The sequence below is a fragment of the Micromonospora sp. NBC_01699 genome (genome assembly GCF_036250065.1).
GTDB lineage: Bacteria > Actinomycetota > Actinomycetes > Mycobacteriales > Micromonosporaceae > Micromonospora_G.
Genome location: NZ_CP109199.1, coordinates 2,180,003 through 2,199,578 on the forward strand (window position 1 = coordinate 2,180,003; position 19,576 = coordinate 2,199,578).

The window sequence follows — 19,576 nt, forward strand, 5'->3', positions numbered from 1 at the left end:
GGATGTCGATCACCGCCCGGGACCCCGGGCTCCTGGAGTCCCCGTCCGGTCTGGACTTCTCCCGTACCGTCGACCGGACCCTGGTACACCGGCGGAACCTCACCGAGGTGTTCCTGACCGACGTGCAACGGACCGACGGTGAGAGTTTCGCCGCGGCGGCGCTGCTGCCGGTCGTGCACCCGCACTACACCAGCCACACCGGTACGGCGAACCGGACGCTGGACCCGATGCTGCTGATCGAGTGCTGCCGGCAGGCCGAGACGTACGCCGCGCACGCCCTCTTCGACGTGGAGATGGGCGCGAGTTTCGTACTGCGGAGCTGGTCGGCCGAACTGTTCCCGGACGCCCTCGGTCAGCCGACGTACGACGGCACGACCGGTGGCGCGGCACCGGGCCCGGTACCCACCGGCCCGAGGGAACTGCTGCTCAGTGCGGTCACCCGCAACGCGAGGCGGGTCGGCGGCCGGATTCGTGGACTGGACTACGACTTCCAGCTCTGGATCGCCGGCAACCGGGTCGGCCGGGTCCGGATGGAGGTCGGGTACGTCGCCTCGGTGGCGTACGTCGTCATCCGGGGGCGTGGACGCGACGGCCCACCACCCTGGTCCGACGGGCTACTTCCGGTGCGTACCGGTCGTCCGGTCGTACCGGCCGCGGTGGGCCGGGTCAACGCCACCGACACCCTGCTGCTCGACGTGGTGGCCCGCCCCGACCGGGTGGCCGCGACGCTGCGCGTACCGGTGGAGAACGTCAGCCTCTTCGACCACCCCCAGGACCACGTCCCGGGGATGGTGCTGCTGGAGGCGGCGCGGCAGATCGCGGCGCTCGCGGCCCGGCAGTGGGACGGGGCCGCCGTACACACGTTGACGATGGTCGCGATGGAGTCGTCGTTCGCCGCCTACGCCGAACTCGACGAGGCCGTCACCGTGACGGCGACCCGGGCCGAGGGGACGCAACCGGGGCCGGTGGACGCCGGCCCGCCGTGGCGGCGGCCCGTCGAGGTCGTGTTCCAGCAGGCCACGGGCGAGATCTCGCGCGTGTCGGTGGTCATGGAGCTCGCCTCCGGTACGCCCTCGGCACGCGCAGAGCGGGGAGGATGAACTATGGGTTCAGCGGCGATCGTCGCCGGACTGGGAGCCTGCGTACCGCTGACCGTGGTGACCAACCACGACCTCGCGGCACGTCTGGACACCGACGACGAGTGGATCCGTACCCGGACGGGTATTCGGCAGCGGCAGGTGGTCGCCCCGGGCGAGGCAACCGGCGACCTGGCGGTGGAGGCGGCGCGGCGTGCGCTCGCGTCGGCGGGTACGGACACCGCCGACGCGGTCGTCCTCGCGACGAGTACGCCGGACCGGTTGTGCCCGGCGACCGCCCCGCACGTCGCCAGCCGACTCGGCCTCGGCAACGTCCCCGCGTTCGACGTGGCGGCCGTCTGCGCGGGCTTCGTGTACGCGCTGGCCACGGCGTCGGGCCTGATCGCCATGCGGGCTGCCGACCGGGTGGTGGTCATCGGCGCGGACACGTTCTCCACGATCCTCGACCCGGACGACCGGACGACCGGCGCCGTCTTCGGCGACGGCGCCGGGGCGGTGGTCCTGCGGGCCGGTACCGACGACGAGCCGGGCGCCCTGCTGGGGCTGAGTCTCGGCAGCGACGGCAGCCGCAGCGACCTGATGGGGATTCCGGGCGGCGGGTCCCGTCAACGCTCCACCGGGCTGCCGATCAAGGAGGAGGAGACCTACTTCGGCATGCAGGGACAGGCCGTCTTCACCCAGGCGGTACGGCGGATGTCCGCCTCGGTGCAGGAGACGGTGGCCCGGTGCGGCTGGCGGCTGGCCGACGTCGACCGGTTCGTGCTGCACCAGGCGAACGCCCGAATCCTGGTGGCCGTGGCCCGCAAACTCGACGTACCGGTCGAGCGGTTCGTCACCGACATCGAGCGGGTCGGCAACACCGTGGCCGCCTCCGTACCCCTGGCCCTGGTCGACGGCGCCGTGTCCGGCGACCTCGACCCGGGGCACCGCGTGGTGCTGGCCAGCTTCGGCGGCGGTCTCGCCTGGGGTTCGGTGGCCCTCGTCTGGCCACGGTTGGGAACTGTCCAGGCCCCCGCGCTCACCGACGCGGCCGAGTCCTACCAGTCAGGAGCACGATGATGAACGCGATCGAAGAACGAATAGCCAATGTTCTGTCCACACAGCTCAGGCTCGACCGCAGTGTGCTCGGCTCCGATGTGACCTTCGAGTCGGTCGACCTCGACTCGCTGGTGCTCGTCGAGTTCGCGCTGCTGCTCGGCGACGAGTTCGGGATCGAGATCGACGACGGCGACCTGACCAAGGAGATGACGCTGCGGGACACGGCCGAGCTGGTGACGGCCAAGGGGGCAGTGCTCTGATGGGGCACGGGGCGGCGTCCTTCGGGGCGGCGATCACCGGCATCGGACTCGTCACACCGGCCGGCATCGGGGTGAAGGAGAACTGGGACACCCTCCTGTCCGGCCAGTCCTGCGCGACGGTCGACGAGGCGCTGGGCGGGCTGCCGGTGACCTTCGACTGCCGGGTGCCGGGGTTCGACGCGGAGGCGCTGCTCGGCGGCTTCTCGGCCTGGCAGCTGGAGCGCTTCGTGCAACTGGCGATAGTCGCCGCCCGGCAGGCGGTCGAGGACGCCGGTTGGGACCCGGACACCTGGGACGCGACCCGGGTCGGCGTCGTGCTCGGCAACTCGCTCGGCGGGGTACGGACCGTCGAGCGGCAGCACGACGTGCTCGCCGAGGGCGGGCCGCGCCGGGTCTCGCCGCTGCTGGTGCCGATGTACATGGTGAACATGGTCGCCGGGTACGTGGCCATCGACGTGGATGCCCGCGGACCGAGCCAGGTCACCGCTACCGCCTGCGCCTCGGGTACGACGGCGGTGGGCACGGCCCGGGAACTGCTCCGCTCCGGGGCATGCGACATCGTGCTCGCCGGCGGCACCGAGTCCGCGCTGACGCCGCTGGTCATCGCGGGGCTGAACCGAATGGGTGCGCTCTCCCGGCGGGTCGAGGAGCCGGGTCGCGCCTCCCGACCGTTCGACGCCGACCGGGACGGGTTCGTGGCCGCCGAGGGTGCGGCCGTGCTCGTCCTCGAACGGGCGGAGGACGCCCGCGCCCGGGGGGCCAGGGTGCGCGCCGTGGTGCGGGGGTACGGCTGCGCCACCGACGCGCACCACGCGACGGCGCTGCACCCGGACGGTCGGGGCATCGAGCAGGCGCTGCGGGCGGCGCTCGCCGACGCCGGAGTCGCCGGCTCGGACGTCGACCACGTGAACGCGCACGGCACCTCGACCCCGCAGAACGACGTCACCGAGGGGCGGGTACTGCACCGGGTGCTGGGCGACCGGGCCCTGGTCACGTCGACGAAGGGGGTCACCGGCCACGCGTTGGCGGCGGCGGGGGCGATGGAGGCGGCGTACGCGGCGCTCGCCATCGAGCACCACAGCGTCCCGCCCACGGCCAACCACACCCGGCTCGATCCCGAGCTGGCCATCGACGTGGTCAGCGGTGCCCCGCGACCCGCGCCGATCGACGTCGCCGTGAGCACGTCGCTCGGGTTCGGCGGGCACAACGCGGCGCTCGTGCTGACGGCGAGCTGAGGGCCGCCGGGACCTCCGGCAGTTCCGACAATTTCGAGACCTCCGTTACGACGACCATGAGAACCGGGAGACAACGAGTGAGCAAGCTGCAAAAGATCCGCCTCGTCGCGCTGGACAGCGACGGGGTGGTGCTCAACGACACCTACAGCCCCGTCATCGAGCGCTTCGTCACCAAGCACGGCGGCCGGTACACCGCCGAGGTCGAGCGCGGCGTCTGGGGCTCGCCCCAACTGGCGGCCGGGCAGAACATGGCCCTGGCCTGCAAGCTGCCGTGGTCGGCGAAGGAGACGATCGCCGCGTTCTTCGTCGAGCGCGACGAGTACCTCAAGGAGCACCCGGTCGAGGTGACCGAGGGCGCCGAGGAACTGCTCGCCACGCTGCGCGAGGCCGGCGTCCGGGTCACCTGCTACGGGGGTCGCAACCGCGAGTACACGTTCGACAAGTACCTGGGCCACCTGGCGGAGTTCTTCGACCCGGAGATCCCGTACGTCGACGTGAACGACTTCCGGCCCGGTACGAAGGAGATCGTCCGGGACGTCTTCGGCTACGAGTTCGACGAGGTCCTGTTCGTCGACGACATCAACCGGGTCGCCGAGGTCACCAAGGTGCTGGGTGCCGGTTTCGTCGGGGTACCGGCCAGCCTGCCGCACAACTTCCAGCGCGCCGAGATGGAGGCGACCGGGGTGCGGTACACGGTCGACGACATCCGGCAGATCGATGCCGAGCTGCTGGAGAAGGTCGACGAGGAACTGGCCGCGGGGACCCTCTGGTCCGGCCGGCACTGACGGGCGAAGGGACACACCGGCGCATGACCACGGGGACGGAACAGCCGACCGTACGACTGGGCACGACGGGACCTGACGTCGGCGTCCAGGGGCTCGGCTGCATGGGCATGAGCGAGTTCTACGGCCCGAGTGACCCGGAGGAGTCCAGGCGTACGCTCGACCGGGCACTGGAACTCGGCGTGACCCTGTTCGACACCGCCGACGCCTACGGTACGGGCCACAACGAGGAGCTGATCGGCCCGTTCGTGCGCGCACACCGCGACCGGGTGGTGCTCGCCACGAAGTTCGGTCTGGTACGCCGGGCCGAAGACCCGCAGTACCGGGGGATCGACAACTCACCGGCGTACCTGCGTACGGCGGTCGAGGCGAGTCTGCGGCGGCTCGGTGTCGACACGATCGACCTCTACTACGCGCACCGGCTCGATCCGGCCGTACCGGTGGCGGAGACCGTTGGCGCGATGGCGGAACTGGTCACCCGAGGCAAGGTCCGGCACCTGGGACTGTCCGAGGTGACCGCGGCGCAGTTGCGTACGGCGTACGGGGTCCACCCGATCGCCGCCGTACAGTCGGAGTGGTCGATCTTCTCCCGTGACGTCGAGCCGGACGTCGTCGCCACGGCCGCCGAACTCGGCGTGGCGATGGTGCCGTACTCGCCGCTGGGACGGGGCTTCCTCACCGGACGGATCGCCAGCGCCGGGGAACTCGCCCCGGACGACTTCCGCCGCCGGATGCCGCGTTTCGCCGACGGGAACTTCGCGCACAACGTGGACCTGCTCGCGCCCGTGCGCCGGATCGCCGCCGAGCGGGACGTGACACCGGCACAGGTCGCCCTGGCCTGGGTACACCAACGGGCGCCGGTCCACGGCGTCGCGGTGGTACCCATTCCGGGTACGCGTAACCGGGGCCGCCTGGAGGAGAACCTCGCGGCGGCGGATCTGACCCTGACCGACGCGGAACTCGCCGAGTTGGAACCCGTCGCCGGTCGGGTGGCCGGACACCGGAACGCCGGCCTGGCCTTCAGCGCCGTCGCCAACCAGGGCGGCGCGTCCACGGCCGGGAAGGCGTAGCGGACGGCCGCTTCCGCTGAATGCCCCTGTGGCCGCGCCCCGGACGCCGTTGTCCGGGACGCGGCCACAGGTACGGTGGCTCGCCCGCGTGGCGCGGTCCGCCGACAGCGCTGGGCGTGTTTCCCCGGGCCACGGGATCGTCACCGGCCCAGATCACTACCGGGTACGTCGTCCCGACGCCGGACGCTGACATCTCCGCCTGGGGCTGTCGTTGGCTGGGCGTCGACAGGCTAGTTTGCTCGGATGAGTCTTCTCGATGATGTCGCAAGGCGTGACGGTTGGCGATGCTGGGTGTGCGACGAGCCGGTCGACGCCGACATGTCGGTGAACGACCCGCGCGGTCCCAGCGTCGACAGCCGCACCGCCGACAAGAAGGCCAAGGTGGCCGAGCGACTTGCGCACCGTGCGTGCAACACCCGCAAGGGCGCGGTCAAGGTCGTTATCGCCTGGCCGGACCGTCTGCACGTGGTGGAGCCCGCACCGCTGATCACCGTCGCCGAACGACTCGAACGCAAGGGTGGCAGGGAGCTGGTCGCCCGCTGTCCGAGTAAGAAGGACGCCCAGGAGACGGCGGACTGGCTGGTCGATCGGTTCTCCCGGCTGGTGCCGGGACTGCCGGTGACCGCGAGTGTCGACGCGGGCGGCGGACAGTACCTCGTCGCGCTGGCCACCGGCCGCCGCTGACCGGTGGCCCTGGGGCGGCGGGCCGCCGCCGACCCAGGGCATGCGCATTGACATCGACAGGGTCGCCTACCGGCGTCGGCGGCGATCGGTTTCCTGGTCAGAAGGGAGGTGCGTCCTCGCCCATCAGCGCCAGCACGACGCCTCCCTTGCCGTTCTTGAGGCTCTGGACCACGACCTTGCCGGTGCTGCCGTCGGGCAACTCCAACGTAAAGGTCTTCCCGACCGCGTTTTTGGGGCCATTGCCGGCGCTGTTGGCGGGTCGGAAGTCGCCTGCCCACGGCTGGGTCCCACCCTTGCGGGCGGGCTCGGCGAAGAGCGCGGCGGTGCCGGGGGTTCTGGTGCCGTCCGAGGCGAGAAGCACTGAGGCGCTGCGATAGGTAGCCATATGCGCTAAGGCTATCCCGGACTGCGCTCGTTTGCGTCACGACGACCGCCCCGCGACGCGAACGGCCACGGGGAGCGACCTTGATCTGCTCTCACCGCGTGGGTTGACCGGACGGCGGTCGGCACTTCAGCCGGGGCGATCTCGGCGAGCTTCTGGGCGATGAGCAGCCCTGTTGTGACCGGTAGGGTGGGCGGGACTCGAACCCGCGACCGAAGGATTATGAGTCCCCCGCTCGAACTCGACCTCGGACCAGCCCCACCTACCGACCCGGCAGAGCGCTCCGGGCATCGGTCACGCCGCGGTTGGCCAGGGCGTCGGCGCGTTCGTTGCCGGGGTCGCCGTTGTGTCCCTTCACCCAGAGCCACTCGACCCTGTGTGACTTGACCGCCAGCTCCAGCCGCTGCCACAGGTCGGCGTTCTTGACCGGCTGCTTGGCCGAGGTCTGCCAGCCGTTCCGCTTCCAGTTCGCCATCCAGCTCGTGATGCCGCTGCGGACGTACGTGCTGTCGGTGTGCAGGCGTACGGTCACCGGGCGGTTCAGGCTCTCCAGAGCCCGGATGGCGGCCATGAGTTCCATCCGGTTGTTCGTGGTGGGTGCAGACTCACCGCCGTACAGCTCGCGCTCGTGCTCGCCGTAGCGCAGCACCGCACCCCAGCCGCCCGGTCCGGGGTTTCCGCTGCACGCGCCGTCGGTGTAGATCACCACGACCTTCTCGGCCGCCTGGTCCGTCATGCCGGCAATCTACCGGTCCCACCCAGCGGTGCCCCTCCGACGCCACACCCCGATGCATCGGTACGCCTCTGCCCGCCGTACCCATCGATGCCGTGCCGACGGCGGACGGCGAACCGTCGCCCGCAGCTCGGAGCCGGATTTCGCCGCCTATTCCACGTGCTCGGTGGGCGAGGTCTGCAACAGCCACGCCAACGGCATCCGCGCCCGCTCCTCGTAGCCGCCGCGCGCGGTCAGCCGGTGCAGGGCAACCGTCTGTGCCCCGTCCCGGTCCACCACCCAGTACTCGGGGATTCCCGCCGATGCGTACTCGCAAACCTTGGTGACCGAATCCATCGCCTCGGAGCCGGGCGACACGATCTCGATCACCAGCACGATGTCACCCACGGCCGACCAGACGCTCCGGGGCGGCGGCTTGCGCCACACGGTCAGGTCGGGGATCCGGCCTCCGTCGCCCTGAGGTCCGCTGATACGGACGCCTGCGGCCTGGAGCACCTGCTCGGCGGGCCAGCCGGCGAGGATGAACCACGCGAAGATCCGACTGGCGATCATCGCGTGTTCCGAGTCGGGCGGCGGCATGACCGACAGGACCCCCTCGGGGCTCGTCTCGTAGCGGTGGCCGTTCGGGTCGGCGGCGTTCATCGCCGCCACGTCGTCGAGCGTCACGATGGCGGGCATGTGCATGCCGACGGCCTCAGCGCTCATGGGCCTCATCCTAGGCGAAGTGTGGAGCTGATCCTGGTAGCGCCGCCTCGGCCGTCAGTCGCCTGCCCCGGCGTGCGCGGTCGGACGTACGCGGCCCTGTTGCGCTCGTTGTTCGGTACGTTCGCCGGCGCGGTCGAGTAGCCGCATGACCGGCGTGGCCGCCACCCCGTGCAGCACCACCGACACGATGATCACCAGGCCGACGGTCGCCCACACCAGCTCGATCTGCGGAATATCGGCGTGACTCGTGGCGTACCCGAGGTAGTAGATCGAGCCGACGCCGCGGATGCCGAAGAATGCGATCACCCAGTGCTCGGTCGGTCGCCCCGGTGCCCCGCGCAGCGAGAGCCAGGCGACCAGCGGCCGGATCACGAACAGCAGCGCCAGCCCGGCCAGGGCGGCGGGCCAGGTCAGCGGCGCCAGCAGGCCGTCGACCACCGCCCCGCCGAGGAACAACAGCAGCAGTACGGTCAGCAGCCGCTCGATCTGCTCGGCGAAGTTGTGCAGCACCCCGTGGAACTCGTGCGTACGTTCCGCCGATCGGATGGCTCGCGCGGCGAAGAACACGGCGAGGAAGCCGTAGCCGCCGACCACCTCGATCAGCCCGTACGCGAGGAAGGTGGCGGCGATGGCGACGAAGCCCTCGGCGTGGTGGGCCAGCCGCAACTGTGCCGGGGCCCGGAAGAACAGCTTGCCGAGCAGCCAGCCGACGAACAGCCCGCCACCCACCCCCACCGCGATTTTGTAGAGCACGTCCACGGTGAGCCAGTGACCGAGCCAGCCGGCGGGGGCGAGGCCGGTGCCGGCGATCGCGATCGCGGCGTACACGAAGGGGAACGCCAGCCCGTCGTTGAGCCCGGCTTCCGAGGTGAGCGCGAACCTGACCTCGTCCTCGTTGTCCTCGACGTCGGTCGGCTCGCCCACCTGCACGTCGGCGGCGAGGACCGGGTCGGTGGGCGCGAGTGCGGCGGCGAGCAGCAGCGCGGCGGCCGGCACCAGCCCCGCCCACCACCAGCCGAGCAGGGCGACGCAGACGATGCAGAGCGGCATCCCGATGGCCAGCAGTCGCCAGGTCGACGACCAGCGTCGCCACCCCGCCGGGCGGTCGATCTTCAGCCCGGCGCCCATCAGGGCGACGATCACCCCGATCTCGGTCAGGTGGGTGGTCAGTTGCGGGTGGGCCAGGGGATCGGGGCTGGGCAGCCCGGTCGGCAGCAGGAAGACCAGCATGCCGAGGCCGAGGAAGGCGATCGGCATGGACAGCGGCCGGTGTTCCAGCATCCGGGGCAGGATGCCGGCCAGCAGTGCACCGACCCCGACCAGAGCGAACGCCACGTCGACCGGCTCCACGCCACCACCCCTCCCGATCTGCCCGACGGGCAGGTGTGGTGCCTAGCCTTTCCCCGGCCCGGGTCCGCCCACTCCCTTAGTGGCCGACGACTCAGGCCGGGACCGGACCACGGGCTCAGGACAGGGCGGCGATCGGGGGAGCACTCCCGCGGGTTTGTCCATGGCACCCGACTACCCCGCCGGCTGTCTCCGTACGCCGTCGAGGGCGATCCCGAGCACCCGTTCGCGTTGCCGCTCGTCGACGAACCCGGTCGCGGTGAGCCCGCTGATCATGCGCAGTACGTCGTCGAAGCTGACGTCGGCACGCGCCGCGCCGGCCGCCTGGGCGCGTACGAACAGTGGTTCGCCGGCGCCGTAGATGGCGGTGCGGCAGGAGCGGAACGCCTCCGAGTCCCGGTTGAGCGACTCGTAGATCGCCCGTTTGGTGGCGGCGTAGTCGACGAAGCGCCGCAGCCAGACCACGAAGCCGTCCCAGGGCGGTAGTTCGGTGACCTCGTCGGCGGCCCGGCACAGCTCCTCGACCTCGCCGAGGTAGACGGTGTCGAAGAGGTCCTGGCGGGTGGGGAAGTTCCGGTAGAGGGTGCCGATGCCGACTCCGGCCCGCCGGGCGATCTCCTCCAGCGAGGCGGCGGTGCCGCTCTCGGCGAAGACGTCGCGGGCCGCGCCGAGCAGCGCGTCGAAGTTGCGGCGGGCGTCGGCCCGGTGCGGCCGCCGTACGGCGACGCGGGCTGCCTCGGCGGCCTCGCCGGCCGTGCCCGGCGGCGTCTGCTCCGTCACCGTTCCTCCTGGTGGACCCGCCCACGACTGTATCGGAGGCGCTCCTCCACTTTATCGCCGTCAGCGGGGGGCCGGGCGCAGCCAGAGCACGCCGAGCGGCGGGATCCGCAGCGTGGCCGAGGCCGGCTGGCCGTGCCAGGGCACCGGCTCGGCCCGTACGGTTCCGAGGTTGCCCACCCCGGAACCGCCGTAGCTCTCCGCGTCGGTGTTCACCGTCTCCCGCCAGACACCCGCCACCGGCATGCCCAGCCGGTAGTCGTCGTGCGGTACGGCGGAGAAGTTCGCCACGCAGACCAGCGGCGACCCGTCGGCGGCGATCCGGATGAACGCCACCGTGTTGTTGCCCGCGTCGTTGCCGACGATCCAGCGGAACCCGTCCGGGGTGGTGTCCAACGACCACAGCGGCGGGGCCGCCCGGTACGCCGCGTTCAGGTCCCGGACCAGCCGCTGCACCCCGGCCCGCGCCGGGTCGTACAGCAGGTTCCAGTCCAGCCCCCGGTCCTCGCTCCACTCCCGGTCGTCGGCGAGCTCACTGCCCATGAAGAGCAACTGCTTGCCCGGATGCGCCCACATGTACGCCAGCAGCGCGCGGGTGTTGGCCAGCCGCTGCCAGGTGTCGCCGGGCATCTTGCCGGCCAGCGAGCCCTTGCCGTGCACCACCTCGTCGTGGCTGATCGGCAGCAGGTAGTTCTCGCTCCAGGCGTACACCAGGGAGAAGGTGAGCTCGTTGTGGTGGAACTGCCGGTGCACCGTCTCTTTGCTCAGGTAGGTCAGGGTGTCGTGCATCCAGCCCATGTTCCACTTGAAGCCGAAGCCGAGCCCGCCGCCGTGGGTCGGCTGGGTCACCCCCGGCCAGGCGGTGGACTCCTCGGCGATCATCACCACGCCGGGGTGCTCCCGGTAGACGGTCGCGTTCGTCTCCTGGAGCAGGCCGATCGCCTCCAGGTTCTCCCGGCCGCCGTGCTGGTTCGGCAGCCACTTGCCGTCCTCGCGGGAGTAGTCCAGGTAGAGCATCGAGGCGACCGCGTCCACCCGCAGCCCATCGACGTGGAACTCCGCACACCAGTAGAGCGCGTTCGCGACCAGGAAGTTGCGCACCTCACGGCGGCCGAAGTCGAAGACGTACGTGCCCCAGTCGGGGTGCTCGCCGCGCCTCGGGTCGGCGTGCTCGTACAGCGGGGTGCCGTCGAACCGGGCCAGCGCCCACTCGTCCTTGGGGAAGTGCGCCGGCACCCAGTCCAGCAGCACCCCGATGCCGGCCGCGTGCAGCCGGTCGACCAGGTAGCGGAAGTCGTCCGGCTCGCCGAACCGGGAGGTCGGGGCGTAGTAGCCGGTGACCTGGTAACCCCAGGAACCGCCGAACGGGTGCTCCGCGACCGGCATGAACTCCACGTGGGTGAAGCCGAGGTCCACCACGTACGCGGTGAGCTGCTCGGCCAGCTCGCGGTAGCCGAGGCCGGGGCGCCACGAGCCGAGGTGCACCTCGTACACGCTCATCGGCTCCTGGTGCGGGTGCCGTCGGGTGCGGGCGGCCAGCCACTCGCCGTCGTTCCACTCGTACGACGAGCGGTAGATCACCGAGGCGGTCCGGGGCGGGACCTCGGTGTGCGCGGCCAGCGGGTCGGCCTTGTCCCGCCAGGTCCCGTCCTGGCCGAGGATCCGGTACTTGTAACGCTGGCCGGGCATCGCCTCGGGGACGACGATCTCCCACACGCCGCTGCCGCCGAGCGAGCGCATCGGCCAGCCCTCGTGCGCGCCCCAGCCGGTGAAGTCGCCGACCACGCGTACGCTGCGGGCGTTCGGCGCCCAGACGGCGAAGGCGACCCCGCCACCGGGGCGGGGGCGGGCGCCGAGGGCGGTCCAGAGCCGCTCGTGCCGGCCCTCGCCGATCAGGTGCAGGTCCACCTCGCCCAGACTCGGCGGGTAGCGGTACGGGTCGTCGCGCGGTTCGCCGTCGACCTCGATCCGGTAGTCGAGCACGGTGCCGGGCACGGTCGCCTCGAAGACGCCCTCGTCGTGCACCCGGCGCATCGGGTAGCGGTCCCCGGCGACCAGCACCGAAACCTCCCGCGCGCCGCGCCGCCAGGTCCGGACCAGGGTCTGACCGCCGCGCGGGTGCGCCCCCAGCAGGGCATGCGGGTCGTACGCCACCCCGGCGACCAGCGAGTCCAAGGTAACGTCCATCAGCGGGCTCACTTCGCGGTCTCGGTGGTGGCGGGCACGGTCGGGACAGTAGTCGGTGGCGGTGGCGGCGGGTCGTTGCGGTGCACGGTGAACACGTGCGCCGGGTGGTTCGGGTCGAGGCCGACGACGTTGTGCTGGCCCCAGTCGTACCGGGCGCCGCTCAGCTCGTCGTAGACGGTGAACCGGTCGGGCCAGTCCAGGCCGAGTGCCGGCAGGTCGAGGCTGAGGTTGCCCCACTGGACGTGCTGCGGGTCGAGCGAGCAGACCACCAGGACGGTGTTGCCGGTGCGCTCGTCCCGCTTGGACCAGCAGAACAGTGCCGGGTTGTCGCTGTGGTGGAACCGCAGGTTGCGCAGCCAGTGCAGCGCCGGGTTCTTCCGCCGTACGGCGTTGAGCCGGGCGATGTACGGCGCCAGCGAGCGGCCCTGCGCCTCGGCGGCGGTCCAGTCCCGGGGGCGCAGCTCGAACTTCTCGCTGTCGGCGTACTCCTCGGCGCCGGGCAGGGCCTGGTGTTCGAGCAGTTCGAAGCCGGTGTAGATGCCCCAGGAGGGGGAGAGCAGGCTGGCCAGCACCGCCCGGATCTTGAAAATCGACGGTACGCCGAGCTTCAGCGGCTCGGGCAGGATGTCGGGCGTGTTCGGCCAGAAGTTGGGCCGCATGTAGTCGGCCGCGTTGACCAGTTCCGTGCAGTACTCGCGCAGCTCGTCGGCGCTGTACCGCCAGCTGAAGTAGGTGTACGACTGGGTGAAGCCGATCCTGCCGAGGCCGTGCATGACCGAGGGCCGGGTGAACGCCTCGGCGAGGAAGAGCACGTCCGGGTCGAGCCGTTTCACCTCGCCGATCAGCCAGTGCCAGAAGTCGAACGGCTTGGTGTGCGGGTTGTCCACCCGGAAGATCCGTACGCCCTGGCTGATCCAGTGCGTCACCACCCGCAGCACCTCGGCCCGGATGCCCTCGGGGTCGCGGTCGAAGTCCAGCGGGTAGATGTCCTGGTACTTCTTCGGCGGGTTCTCGGCGTAGGCGATCGATCCGTCGGCGAGGGTGGTGAACCACTCCGGGTGCTCGGTCACCCAGGGGTGGTCGGGCGCGGCCTGCAACGCCAGGTCCATCGCGACCTCCAGGCCGAGTTCGCCGGCCGCGCCGACGAACCGGCGGAAGTCCTCGGCCGTACCCAGGGCCGGGTGGATGGCGTCGTGGCCGCCCTCGGCCGCGCCGATCGCCCACGGCGAACCGACGTCGTCCGGGCCGGCGGCCAGGGAGTTGTTCGGGCCCTTGCGGTTGACCCGGCCGATCGGGTGGATCGGCGGCAGGTACAGCACGTCGAAGCCCATCGCCGCGACGCCGGGGAGCCGGGCGGTGGCGGTGGCGAACGTACCGTGCTCGGCTGGCTTGCCCTCGCCCGGTGGGGCGACCCCCTCGGAGCGGGGGAAGAACTCGTACCAGGCGGAGAAGAGGGCGCGTGGCCGATCCGTCCACAACGGATGATCGTCGCTTCGGGTGACCAACCGCCGGACCGGGTACGCCCACAGCAGCTCGGCCAGGTCCAGCGCGGGGTGCAGGCGCTGATCCAACGGCAGCTCCGGATCGCGCAGTGCCGCCGCTGCGGCCCGTACGGTGGCTCGGGAATCGGCCGGGACCAGCGCGGACGCGGCCTCCATCAGCGCGGCGCCCTCGGCCAGGTCGTTGCCGAGTTCGGCCGCGTCCTGCCCGGCGGCGGTCTTCTTGGTGACCGCGTCCCGCCAGGTCAGGTACGGGTCGTCGAACGCCTCGATGGCGAAGGTCCAGTCGCCGACCGCGTCCGGGGTGATGGTGGCGTGCCAGTGGTCGTCCCAGCCGGGGCGCATCCGGGTGAACGGGCGCGCCTCGCCGTCCGGGCCGGACCAGACAACGTTGCAGCCCAGTGCCCGGTGACCCTCCCGGTACGCCCGCGCGGAAACCGGCACCAGTTCACCGACCACCGCCTTGGCCGGGTAGCGACCGCACGCCACCGAGGGGGTGATCTCTTCGATCGGAAACCGTCCCGTCACGGTGCCCAACCTACTGCCCCGGCCGTCCCGGCGCCCGGTCGAAATCCGATCATCCCCGCGCGGGCGGGTTGCCGTCAGCGGACGGGCAGGACCGAGCGGTAGACCCCCATCGTCCGCTCCGCGATGGCGTCCCAGGAGAAGTGCTCGACCGCGCGCCGCCGCCCGGCCCGGCCGAACTCGGCGGTACGGGCGGGGTCGGCCAGCAGTTCGTTGATCGCGGCGGCCAGGTCGGCGACGAACACCTCCGGCGCAAGCGGGGTGCCGGTGCCGTCGCCGGCCTGCTCGATCGGCACCAGCAGCCCGGTCTTCCCGTCGTCGACCACCTCCGGGATGCCGCCGGTGGCGGTCGCCACCACCGCCGTCTCGCAGGCCATCGCCTCCAGGTTGACGATCCCCATCGGCTCGTAGATCGACGGGCAGACGAAGACCGTGCTGTGGCTGAGCACCTGGATCACCTCGTGCTTGGGCAGCATCTCGGCCACCCAGACCACACCCGACCGGCTGGCCCGCAGCTCGGCGACCAGGGATTCGACCTCGGCCGCTATGTCGGCCGTGTCCGGGGCACCGGCGAGCAGTACGAGCTGGGTCTCCGGCGGTAGCGAGCTGGCCGCCCGGAGCAGGTACGGCAGGCCCTTCTGCCGGGTCACCCGGCCGACGTAGGTCACGCTCGGCCGGTCGGGGTCGATCCCGAGCCGGTGCAGCACGTCGGTCGCCGGGTCCGGGGCGTACTGGCGGGTGTCGATGCCGTTGTGCACCACCCGGACCCGCTCGGCGGCCACCTCCGGGTAGGCGGCGAGCAGGTCCCGCCGCATCCCGGCCGACACCGCGATCACCGCGTCGGCGGCGGCCAGCGCGGTCCGCTCGCACCAGGAGGAGAGCGCGTAGCCGCCGCCGAGCTGCTCGGCCTTCCACGGCCGCAGCGGCTCCAGGCTGTGTACGGTCACCACGTGCGGCACCCCGTGCAGCAGCTTCGCCACGTGGCCGGCGAGGTTGGCGTACCAGGTGTGGCTGTGCACCAGGTCGGTCCCGGCGCAACCGGCGGCCATCGCCAGGTCGACGCCCATGGTCCGCAGCGCCGCGTTGCTGCCGGAAAGCTCCACCGGTTCCGGGTACGCGGTCACCCCCGGCGGGTCGTCCGGCCCGGTACGCGGCGCGCCGAAGCAGTGCACCCGCAGATCGGCCAGGGGTCGCAGGTCCCGGGCGAGGTACTCGACGTGCACCCCGGCCCCGCCATACACCTCCGGTGGGTATTCGCGGGTCAGCAGGTCGATCCGGAGTTCGCGGTCGTACGGTGCGGTTTCAGCCACGTTCCGCACACTAGTCCAGCATGTTGCCCGGTACGACTGGTGCGAACGGCCGGGTGTGGTTAGCGTCGGGGCATGTCGCCCAAGGTCCTCGCCATCGTCCTGGCCGGCGGCGAGGGCAAGCGCCTGATGCCGCTCACCACGGACCGCGCCAAACCGGCCGTGCCGTTCGGCGGCATGTACCGGATGATCGACTTCGTCCTGTCGAACCTGGCGAACGGCGGCTACCTCAAGATCGTCGTCCTGACCCAGTACAAGTCGCACTCGCTGGACCGGCACGTGACCAAGACCTGGCGGATGTCGAACCTGCTCGGCAACTACGTCGCCCCGGTCCCGGCCCAGCAGCGCCGCGGCCCGTGGTGGTTCGCCGGCTCGGCGGACGCCATCTACCAGAGCTTCAACCTGATCAACGACGAGAAGCCGGACTACGTGATCGTGTTCGGCGCCGACCACATCTACCGGATGGACCCCCGGCAGATGGTGGAGGATCACATCGCCTCCGGCGCCGGGGTCACCGTCGCCGGGATCCGCCAGCCGCTCAGCCAGGCGGACCAGTTCGGGGTGATCGAGGTGGCCGCCGACGGCCGCCGGATCCAGGCGTTCCGGGAAAAGCCGACCGACGCCCGTGGGCTGCCGGACGCGCCGGGGGAGATCTACGCCTCGATGGGCAACTACGTCTTCACCACCGACGTGCTCTGCGAGGTGGTCGAGCGCGACGCGGCCGACAAGGGCAGCCGGCACGACATGGGCGGCAGCATCATCCCGATGCTGGTCGAGCGGGGCGAGGCCAACGTCTACGACTTCCGCGACAACGAGGTCCCCGGCAGCACCGAGCGGGACCAGGGCTACTGGCGCGACGTCGGGACGCTGGACTCGTTCTACGAGGCGCACATGGACCTGATCGCCATCCACCCGATCTTCAACCTCTACAACTCGGCCTGGCCGATCTACACCGACCACCCGCCGTGGCCGCCGGCCAAGTTCGTACACGGCTGGCAGGAGCGGGTGGGCCGGGCGATCGGCTCGATGATCTCGCCCGGCGTGATCGTCTCCGGGGCGCTGGTGGAGAACTCGGTCGTCTCACCGAACGTCCGGATCAACTCGTGGGCGCACGTCGAGGGCTCGGTGCTGATGGAGGGCGTCGACATCGGCCGGCACGCGGTCGTCCGCAACGCCATCCTGGACAAGAATGTCGTGGTCCCGGAGGGGGCCGAGATCGGCGTGGACCTGGAACTCGACCGGACCCGCTACACCGTCTCCGACGGCGGGATCGTCGTCATCGGCAAGGGCCAGCGGGTGGAGCCGTAAGGTCAGCCTGTACCCCTTGTCAGATCCAGGAGGAGAATCGCCGATGTCGGTCCACGCCCGTGCCGGCCAGCCCGCCGACCCCGCCGACCTGATCGACGTAGCGCACCTGGTCACCGCGTACTACGCCGAGCATCCCGACCCGACCGATCCCGGCCAGCAGGTCGCGTTCGGCACCTCCGGGCACCGGGGGTCGAGTCTGAACACCGCGTTCAACGCCGACCACATCGCCGCGATCACCCAGGCCACCTGCGAATACCGGCGGGACCAGGGCGTCGACGGGCCGCTGTTCCTGGCCCGGGACACGCACGCGCTCTCCGAGCCGGCGCTGGTCACCGCGCTGGAGGTGCTGGCCGCCAACGAGGTCACCGTGCTGATCGACAGCCGGGACGGCTACACCCCGACCCCGGCGCTGTCGCACGCCATCCTGACCCACAACCGGGGCCGCAGCGGCGGCCTGGCCGACGGCATAGTGGTCACCCCGTCGCACAATCCGCCCTCCGACGGCGGGTTCAAGTACAACCCCACCAACGGCGGGCCGGCGGACACCGACGCCACGAAGTGGATCCAGGACCGGGCCAACCGGCTGCTGGCCGATGGGCTCGCCGGGGTCCGGCGGATCCCGTACGCGCGGGCCCGGACGGCGGCCACCACCGACCGGTACGACTTCCTCGGCGCGTACGTGGACGACCTGCCCTCGGTGGTCGACCTGGCGGCGGTACGGGAGGCAGGGGTGCGGATCGGCGCCGACCCGCTGGGCGGGGCGAGCGTCGGCTACTGGGGCGAGATCGCCGACCGGCACGGGCTGGACCTGACGGTGGTCAACCCGGCCGTCGACCCGACCTGGCGGTTCATGACCCTGGACTGGGACGGCAAGATCCGGATGGACTGCTCGTCGCCGTACGCGATGGCGTCGTTGATCGCCGCCCGCGCCGACTACCAGATCGCCACCGGGAACGACGCCGACGCCGACCGGCACGGCATCGTCACGCCGGACGCCGGTCTGATGAACCCGAACCACTACCTGACGGTGGCGATCGCGCACCTGTTCCGGACCCGGACCGACTGGTCCCCGCAGGCCGCGATCGGCAAGACGCTGGTCTCGTCCTCGATGATCGACCGGGTCGCCACCGACCTCGGCCGTACGTTGATCGAGGTGCCGGTGGGCTTCAAGTGGTTCGTGCCCGGGCTGCTGGACGGCTCGGTCGGCTTTGGTGGCGAGGAGAGCGCGGGCGCCTCCTTCCTGCGCCGGGACGGCTCGGTCTGGACCACCGACAAGGACGGCATCGTGCTCTGCCTGCTCGCCGCCGAGATCCAGGCGAGCACCGGCAGGTCGCCGAGCCAGCACTACGCGGAGCTGGTGGCCCGGTTCGGCGACCCGGCGTACGCCCGGATCGACGCCCCGGCCAGCCGGGCGGAGAAGGCGGCGCTGGGCAAGCTCTCGCCGGAGCAGGTGACCGCTACCGAGTTGGCCGGTGAGCCGATCACCGCGACGCTGACCAACGCACCGGGTAACGGCGCGGCGATCGGCGGGCTGAAGGTGACCACCGAGTCGGGTTGGTTCGCGGCCCGCCCGTCCGGCACCGAGGACGTCTACAAGATCTACGCGGAGTCGTTCCGGGGGAAGGAGCACCTGACCCGGATCCAGGAGGAGGCCCGCGCCCTGGTGACCGAGGTGCTGGCCAAGGCGTGACCCGGCGGCGGTGGCCCCGGATCAGCGCAGGAAGCCCGCCACCAGGCGGGTGAAGGCGTCGGCGTCGTCCAGCCACGGGTAGTGCGCGGCACCCGGCTGGACGGCGCTCTCGCCCTTCGGGAAGAGCGCTGCCCCCTCCCGGGCGGTCGCCGGTCGTGGGCCGGTGTCCAGCTCTCCGGCCAGGACCAGCACCGGGGCACCGAGCGCCGACAGGGCCGCCCTGACGCCGGGCGGATCGGCCGCCTCCACGGCGTAGTAAAGCTCGGCCGCCGCGAGGTTGCGCTGCCCGGCACCGGCCCCGGCGTGCGCCTGTGCGGCGGCATCCCAGCGGCCGTAGGTGAACGGGACGACCGCCCGCCAGTCCTCGTCGGTCGGGCTGCCGGCGAGGATGTTCGCGAAGCCGGCCGCCGCGTCCGCGTACCACGGCTCGTCGGCGCGCAGGGCGACCGCCTCCTGCCGCTGCTCGCCGGTGAACTCGACGCCGAGCGAGTACAGGGCCGGTGTGATCAGCACCAGTCGGCTGACCCGTTCGGGGTGGCTGGCCGCGTACAGGGTGGCGAGGTCGCCGCCGGCCGAGTGGGCGAGCAGGTCGATTTGGTCCAGGCCCAGGCGCTCGCGGAGCGCCTCGACGTCGGCCACCTGTCGGTCGCAGCGGTACGACGCCGGATCGGCCGGGGTGCCCGAGTCGCCGGTGCCGCGCAGGTCCAGCCGGTAGAGGGTCCGGTGCGCGCCGAGCCCGCCCAGGTCACCGAGGTACGCCGAGGCGCGCATCGGCCCGCCGGGCAGGACGACCAGCGGCTCACCCGTGCCGGTGACGTGATAGGCGAGCGTGGTCCCGTCCGCACTGGTGAAGGTCGGCATCGGGCGATTGTCCCAGCGCCCGCACCGGCACCGCAAAGGGTTTGTACGCCGACGGGGCGGCCGGCTCGTGCCGACCGCCCCGCCGTGTC

At 71.5% G+C, this 19,576-nt stretch carries 18 protein-coding genes; 9 read left to right on the forward strand and 9 right to left on the reverse strand.

Annotated features, from left to right (window positions below; all coding sequences use genetic code 11):
* Positions 1–2: 2 nt before the first annotated feature.
* The 7 genes from OG792_RS09830 (at position 3) to OG792_RS09860 (ending at position 6,166) form a co-directional block, all read left to right on the forward strand.
* The gene (locus tag OG792_RS09830) at positions 3–1,100 is read left to right on the forward strand and encodes an AfsA-related hotdog domain-containing protein (RefSeq protein WP_329108939.1); all 1,098 of its coding nucleotides are present in this window, start codon (positions 3–5) and stop codon (positions 1,098–1,100) included.
* Positions 1,101–1,103: 3 nt separating this feature from the next.
* Positions 1,104–2,156: a beta-ketoacyl-ACP synthase III gene (locus OG792_RS09835; protein ID WP_329108940.1), complete on the forward strand. Its 1,053-nt coding sequence runs from the start codon at positions 1,104–1,106 to the stop codon at positions 2,154–2,156.
* Positions 2,156–2,395 (forward strand): acyl carrier protein, encoded by a 240-nt coding sequence (locus OG792_RS09840; RefSeq protein ID WP_329108941.1) that lies wholly within the window; start codon positions 2,156–2,158, stop codon positions 2,393–2,395. Before OG792_RS09835 ends, OG792_RS09840 begins: the two co-directional genes overlap by 1 nt.
* Entirely contained in the window at positions 2,395–3,630 is a 1,236-nt protein-coding gene (locus tag OG792_RS09845) for a beta-ketoacyl-[acyl-carrier-protein] synthase family protein (RefSeq protein ID WP_329108943.1), read from the forward strand. Before OG792_RS09840 ends, OG792_RS09845 begins: the two co-directional genes overlap by 1 nt.
* A 77-nt stretch (positions 3,631–3,707) precedes the next feature.
* Positions 3,708–4,415, forward strand: coding sequence for an HAD family hydrolase (locus OG792_RS09850; protein ID WP_329108944.1), 708 nt, complete (start codon positions 3,708–3,710; stop codon positions 4,413–4,415).
* Positions 4,416–4,438: 23 nt separating this feature from the next.
* On the forward strand, positions 4,439–5,482 hold the full coding sequence (locus OG792_RS09855) for an aldo/keto reductase (RefSeq protein WP_329108945.1): 1,044 nt from the start codon (positions 4,439–4,441) through the stop codon (positions 5,480–5,482).
* 291 nt (positions 5,483–5,773) lie between these two features.
* Entirely contained in the window at positions 5,774–6,166 is a 393-nt protein-coding gene (locus tag OG792_RS09860) for a hypothetical protein (RefSeq protein ID WP_329108947.1), read from the forward strand.
* 97 nt (positions 6,167–6,263) lie between these two features.
* Here the strand turns inward: OG792_RS09860 and OG792_RS09865 are convergent, their stop codons facing one another.
* The 8 genes from OG792_RS09865 to glgA all read right to left on the reverse strand — a co-directional run bounded on the left by OG792_RS09865 (position 6,264) and on the right by glgA (position 15,631).
* The gene (locus tag OG792_RS09865) at positions 6,264–6,551 is read right to left on the reverse strand and encodes a hypothetical protein (RefSeq protein WP_329108948.1); all 288 of its coding nucleotides are present in this window, start codon (positions 6,549–6,551) and stop codon (positions 6,264–6,266) included.
* A gap of 259 nt (positions 6,552–6,810) precedes the next feature.
* Entirely contained in the window at positions 6,811–7,284 is a 474-nt protein-coding gene (gene rnhA, locus OG792_RS09870; RefSeq protein WP_329108950.1) for a ribonuclease HI, read from the reverse strand.
* 147 nt (positions 7,285–7,431) lie between these two features.
* Entirely contained in the window at positions 7,432–7,986 is a 555-nt protein-coding gene (locus tag OG792_RS09875) for a Uma2 family endonuclease (protein ID WP_329108951.1), read from the reverse strand.
* 54 nt (positions 7,987–8,040) lie between these two features.
* A complete protein-coding gene (locus OG792_RS09880) occupies positions 8,041–9,336 on the reverse strand; it encodes a cation:proton antiporter (RefSeq protein ID WP_329108952.1) in 1,296 nt (431 codons plus the stop codon).
* 171 nt (positions 9,337–9,507) lie between these two features.
* On the reverse strand, positions 9,508–10,113 hold the full coding sequence (locus tag OG792_RS09885; RefSeq protein WP_329108954.1) for a TetR/AcrR family transcriptional regulator: 606 nt from the start codon (positions 10,111–10,113) through the stop codon (positions 9,508–9,510).
* 60 nt (positions 10,114–10,173) lie between these two features.
* Positions 10,174–12,285, reverse strand: a complete 2,112-nt coding sequence (gene glgB, locus OG792_RS09890) for a 1,4-alpha-glucan branching protein GlgB (protein ID WP_329111182.1) — start codon at positions 12,283–12,285, stop codon at positions 10,174–10,176.
* Positions 12,286–12,305: 20 nt separating this feature from the next.
* Positions 12,306–14,324 carry an alpha-1,4-glucan--maltose-1-phosphate maltosyltransferase gene (locus OG792_RS09895; protein WP_329108956.1) on the reverse strand — a complete coding sequence of 673 codons (2,019 nt, stop codon included), beginning with the start codon at positions 14,322–14,324 and terminating at the stop codon, positions 12,306–12,308.
* Positions 14,325–14,398: 74 nt separating this feature from the next.
* On the reverse strand, positions 14,399–15,631 hold the full coding sequence (glgA, locus tag OG792_RS09900; protein WP_329108958.1) for a glycogen synthase: 1,233 nt from the start codon (positions 15,629–15,631) through the stop codon (positions 14,399–14,401).
* Between the two features lie 72 nt (positions 15,632–15,703).
* On the opposite strand from glgA, the gene glgC reads away from it, so the two are divergent.
* Together glgC and pgm are read left to right on the forward strand one after the other, a co-directional pair.
* A complete protein-coding gene (glgC, locus tag OG792_RS09905) occupies positions 15,704–16,936 on the forward strand; it encodes a glucose-1-phosphate adenylyltransferase (protein ID WP_329108960.1) in 1,233 nt (410 codons plus the stop codon).
* Between the two features lie 43 nt (positions 16,937–16,979).
* Complete coding sequence (pgm, locus tag OG792_RS09910) at positions 16,980–18,626, forward strand: phosphoglucomutase (alpha-D-glucose-1,6-bisphosphate-dependent) (protein WP_329108962.1); 1,647 nt, start codon at positions 16,980–16,982, stop codon at positions 18,624–18,626.
* Positions 18,627–18,647: 21 nt separating this feature from the next.
* On the opposite strand, the gene OG792_RS09915 is transcribed toward pgm, so the two are convergent.
* Entirely contained in the window at positions 18,648–19,487 is an 840-nt protein-coding gene (locus OG792_RS09915) for an alpha/beta fold hydrolase (RefSeq protein ID WP_329108965.1), read from the reverse strand.
* Positions 19,488–19,576: the final 89 nt, after the last annotated feature.

Coding starts and splice junctions, on each gene's coding strand:
- OG792_RS09830 (WP_329108939.1), top strand. CDS start 3: ATGTCGATCACCGCCCGGGACCCCGGGCTCCTGGAGTCCCCGTCCGGT.
- OG792_RS09835 (WP_329108940.1), top strand. CDS start 1,104: ATGGGTTCAGCGGCGATCGTCGCCGGACTGGGAGCCTGCGTACCGCTG.
- OG792_RS09840 (WP_329108941.1), top strand. CDS start 2,156: ATGAACGCGATCGAAGAACGAATAGCCAATGTTCTGTCCACACAGCTC.
- OG792_RS09845 (WP_329108943.1), top strand. CDS start 2,395: ATGGGGCACGGGGCGGCGTCCTTCGGGGCGGCGATCACCGGCATCGGA.
- OG792_RS09855 (WP_329108945.1), top strand. CDS start 4,439: ATGACCACGGGGACGGAACAGCCGACCGTACGACTGGGCACGACGGGA.
- OG792_RS09865 (WP_329108948.1), bottom strand. CDS start 6,551: ATGGCTACCTATCGCAGCGCCTCAGTGCTTCTCGCCTCGGACGGCACC.
- rnhA (WP_329108950.1), bottom strand. CDS start 7,284: ATGACGGACCAGGCGGCCGAGAAGGTCGTGGTGATCTACACCGACGGC.
- OG792_RS09875 (WP_329108951.1), bottom strand. CDS start 7,986: ATGAGCGCTGAGGCCGTCGGCATGCACATGCCCGCCATCGTGACGCTC.
- glgC (WP_329108960.1), top strand. CDS start 15,704: ATGTCGCCCAAGGTCCTCGCCATCGTCCTGGCCGGCGGCGAGGGCAAG.
- pgm (WP_329108962.1), top strand. CDS start 16,980: ATGTCGGTCCACGCCCGTGCCGGCCAGCCCGCCGACCCCGCCGACCTG.
- OG792_RS09915 (WP_329108965.1), bottom strand. CDS start 19,487: ATGCCGACCTTCACCAGTGCGGACGGGACCACGCTCGCCTATCACGTC.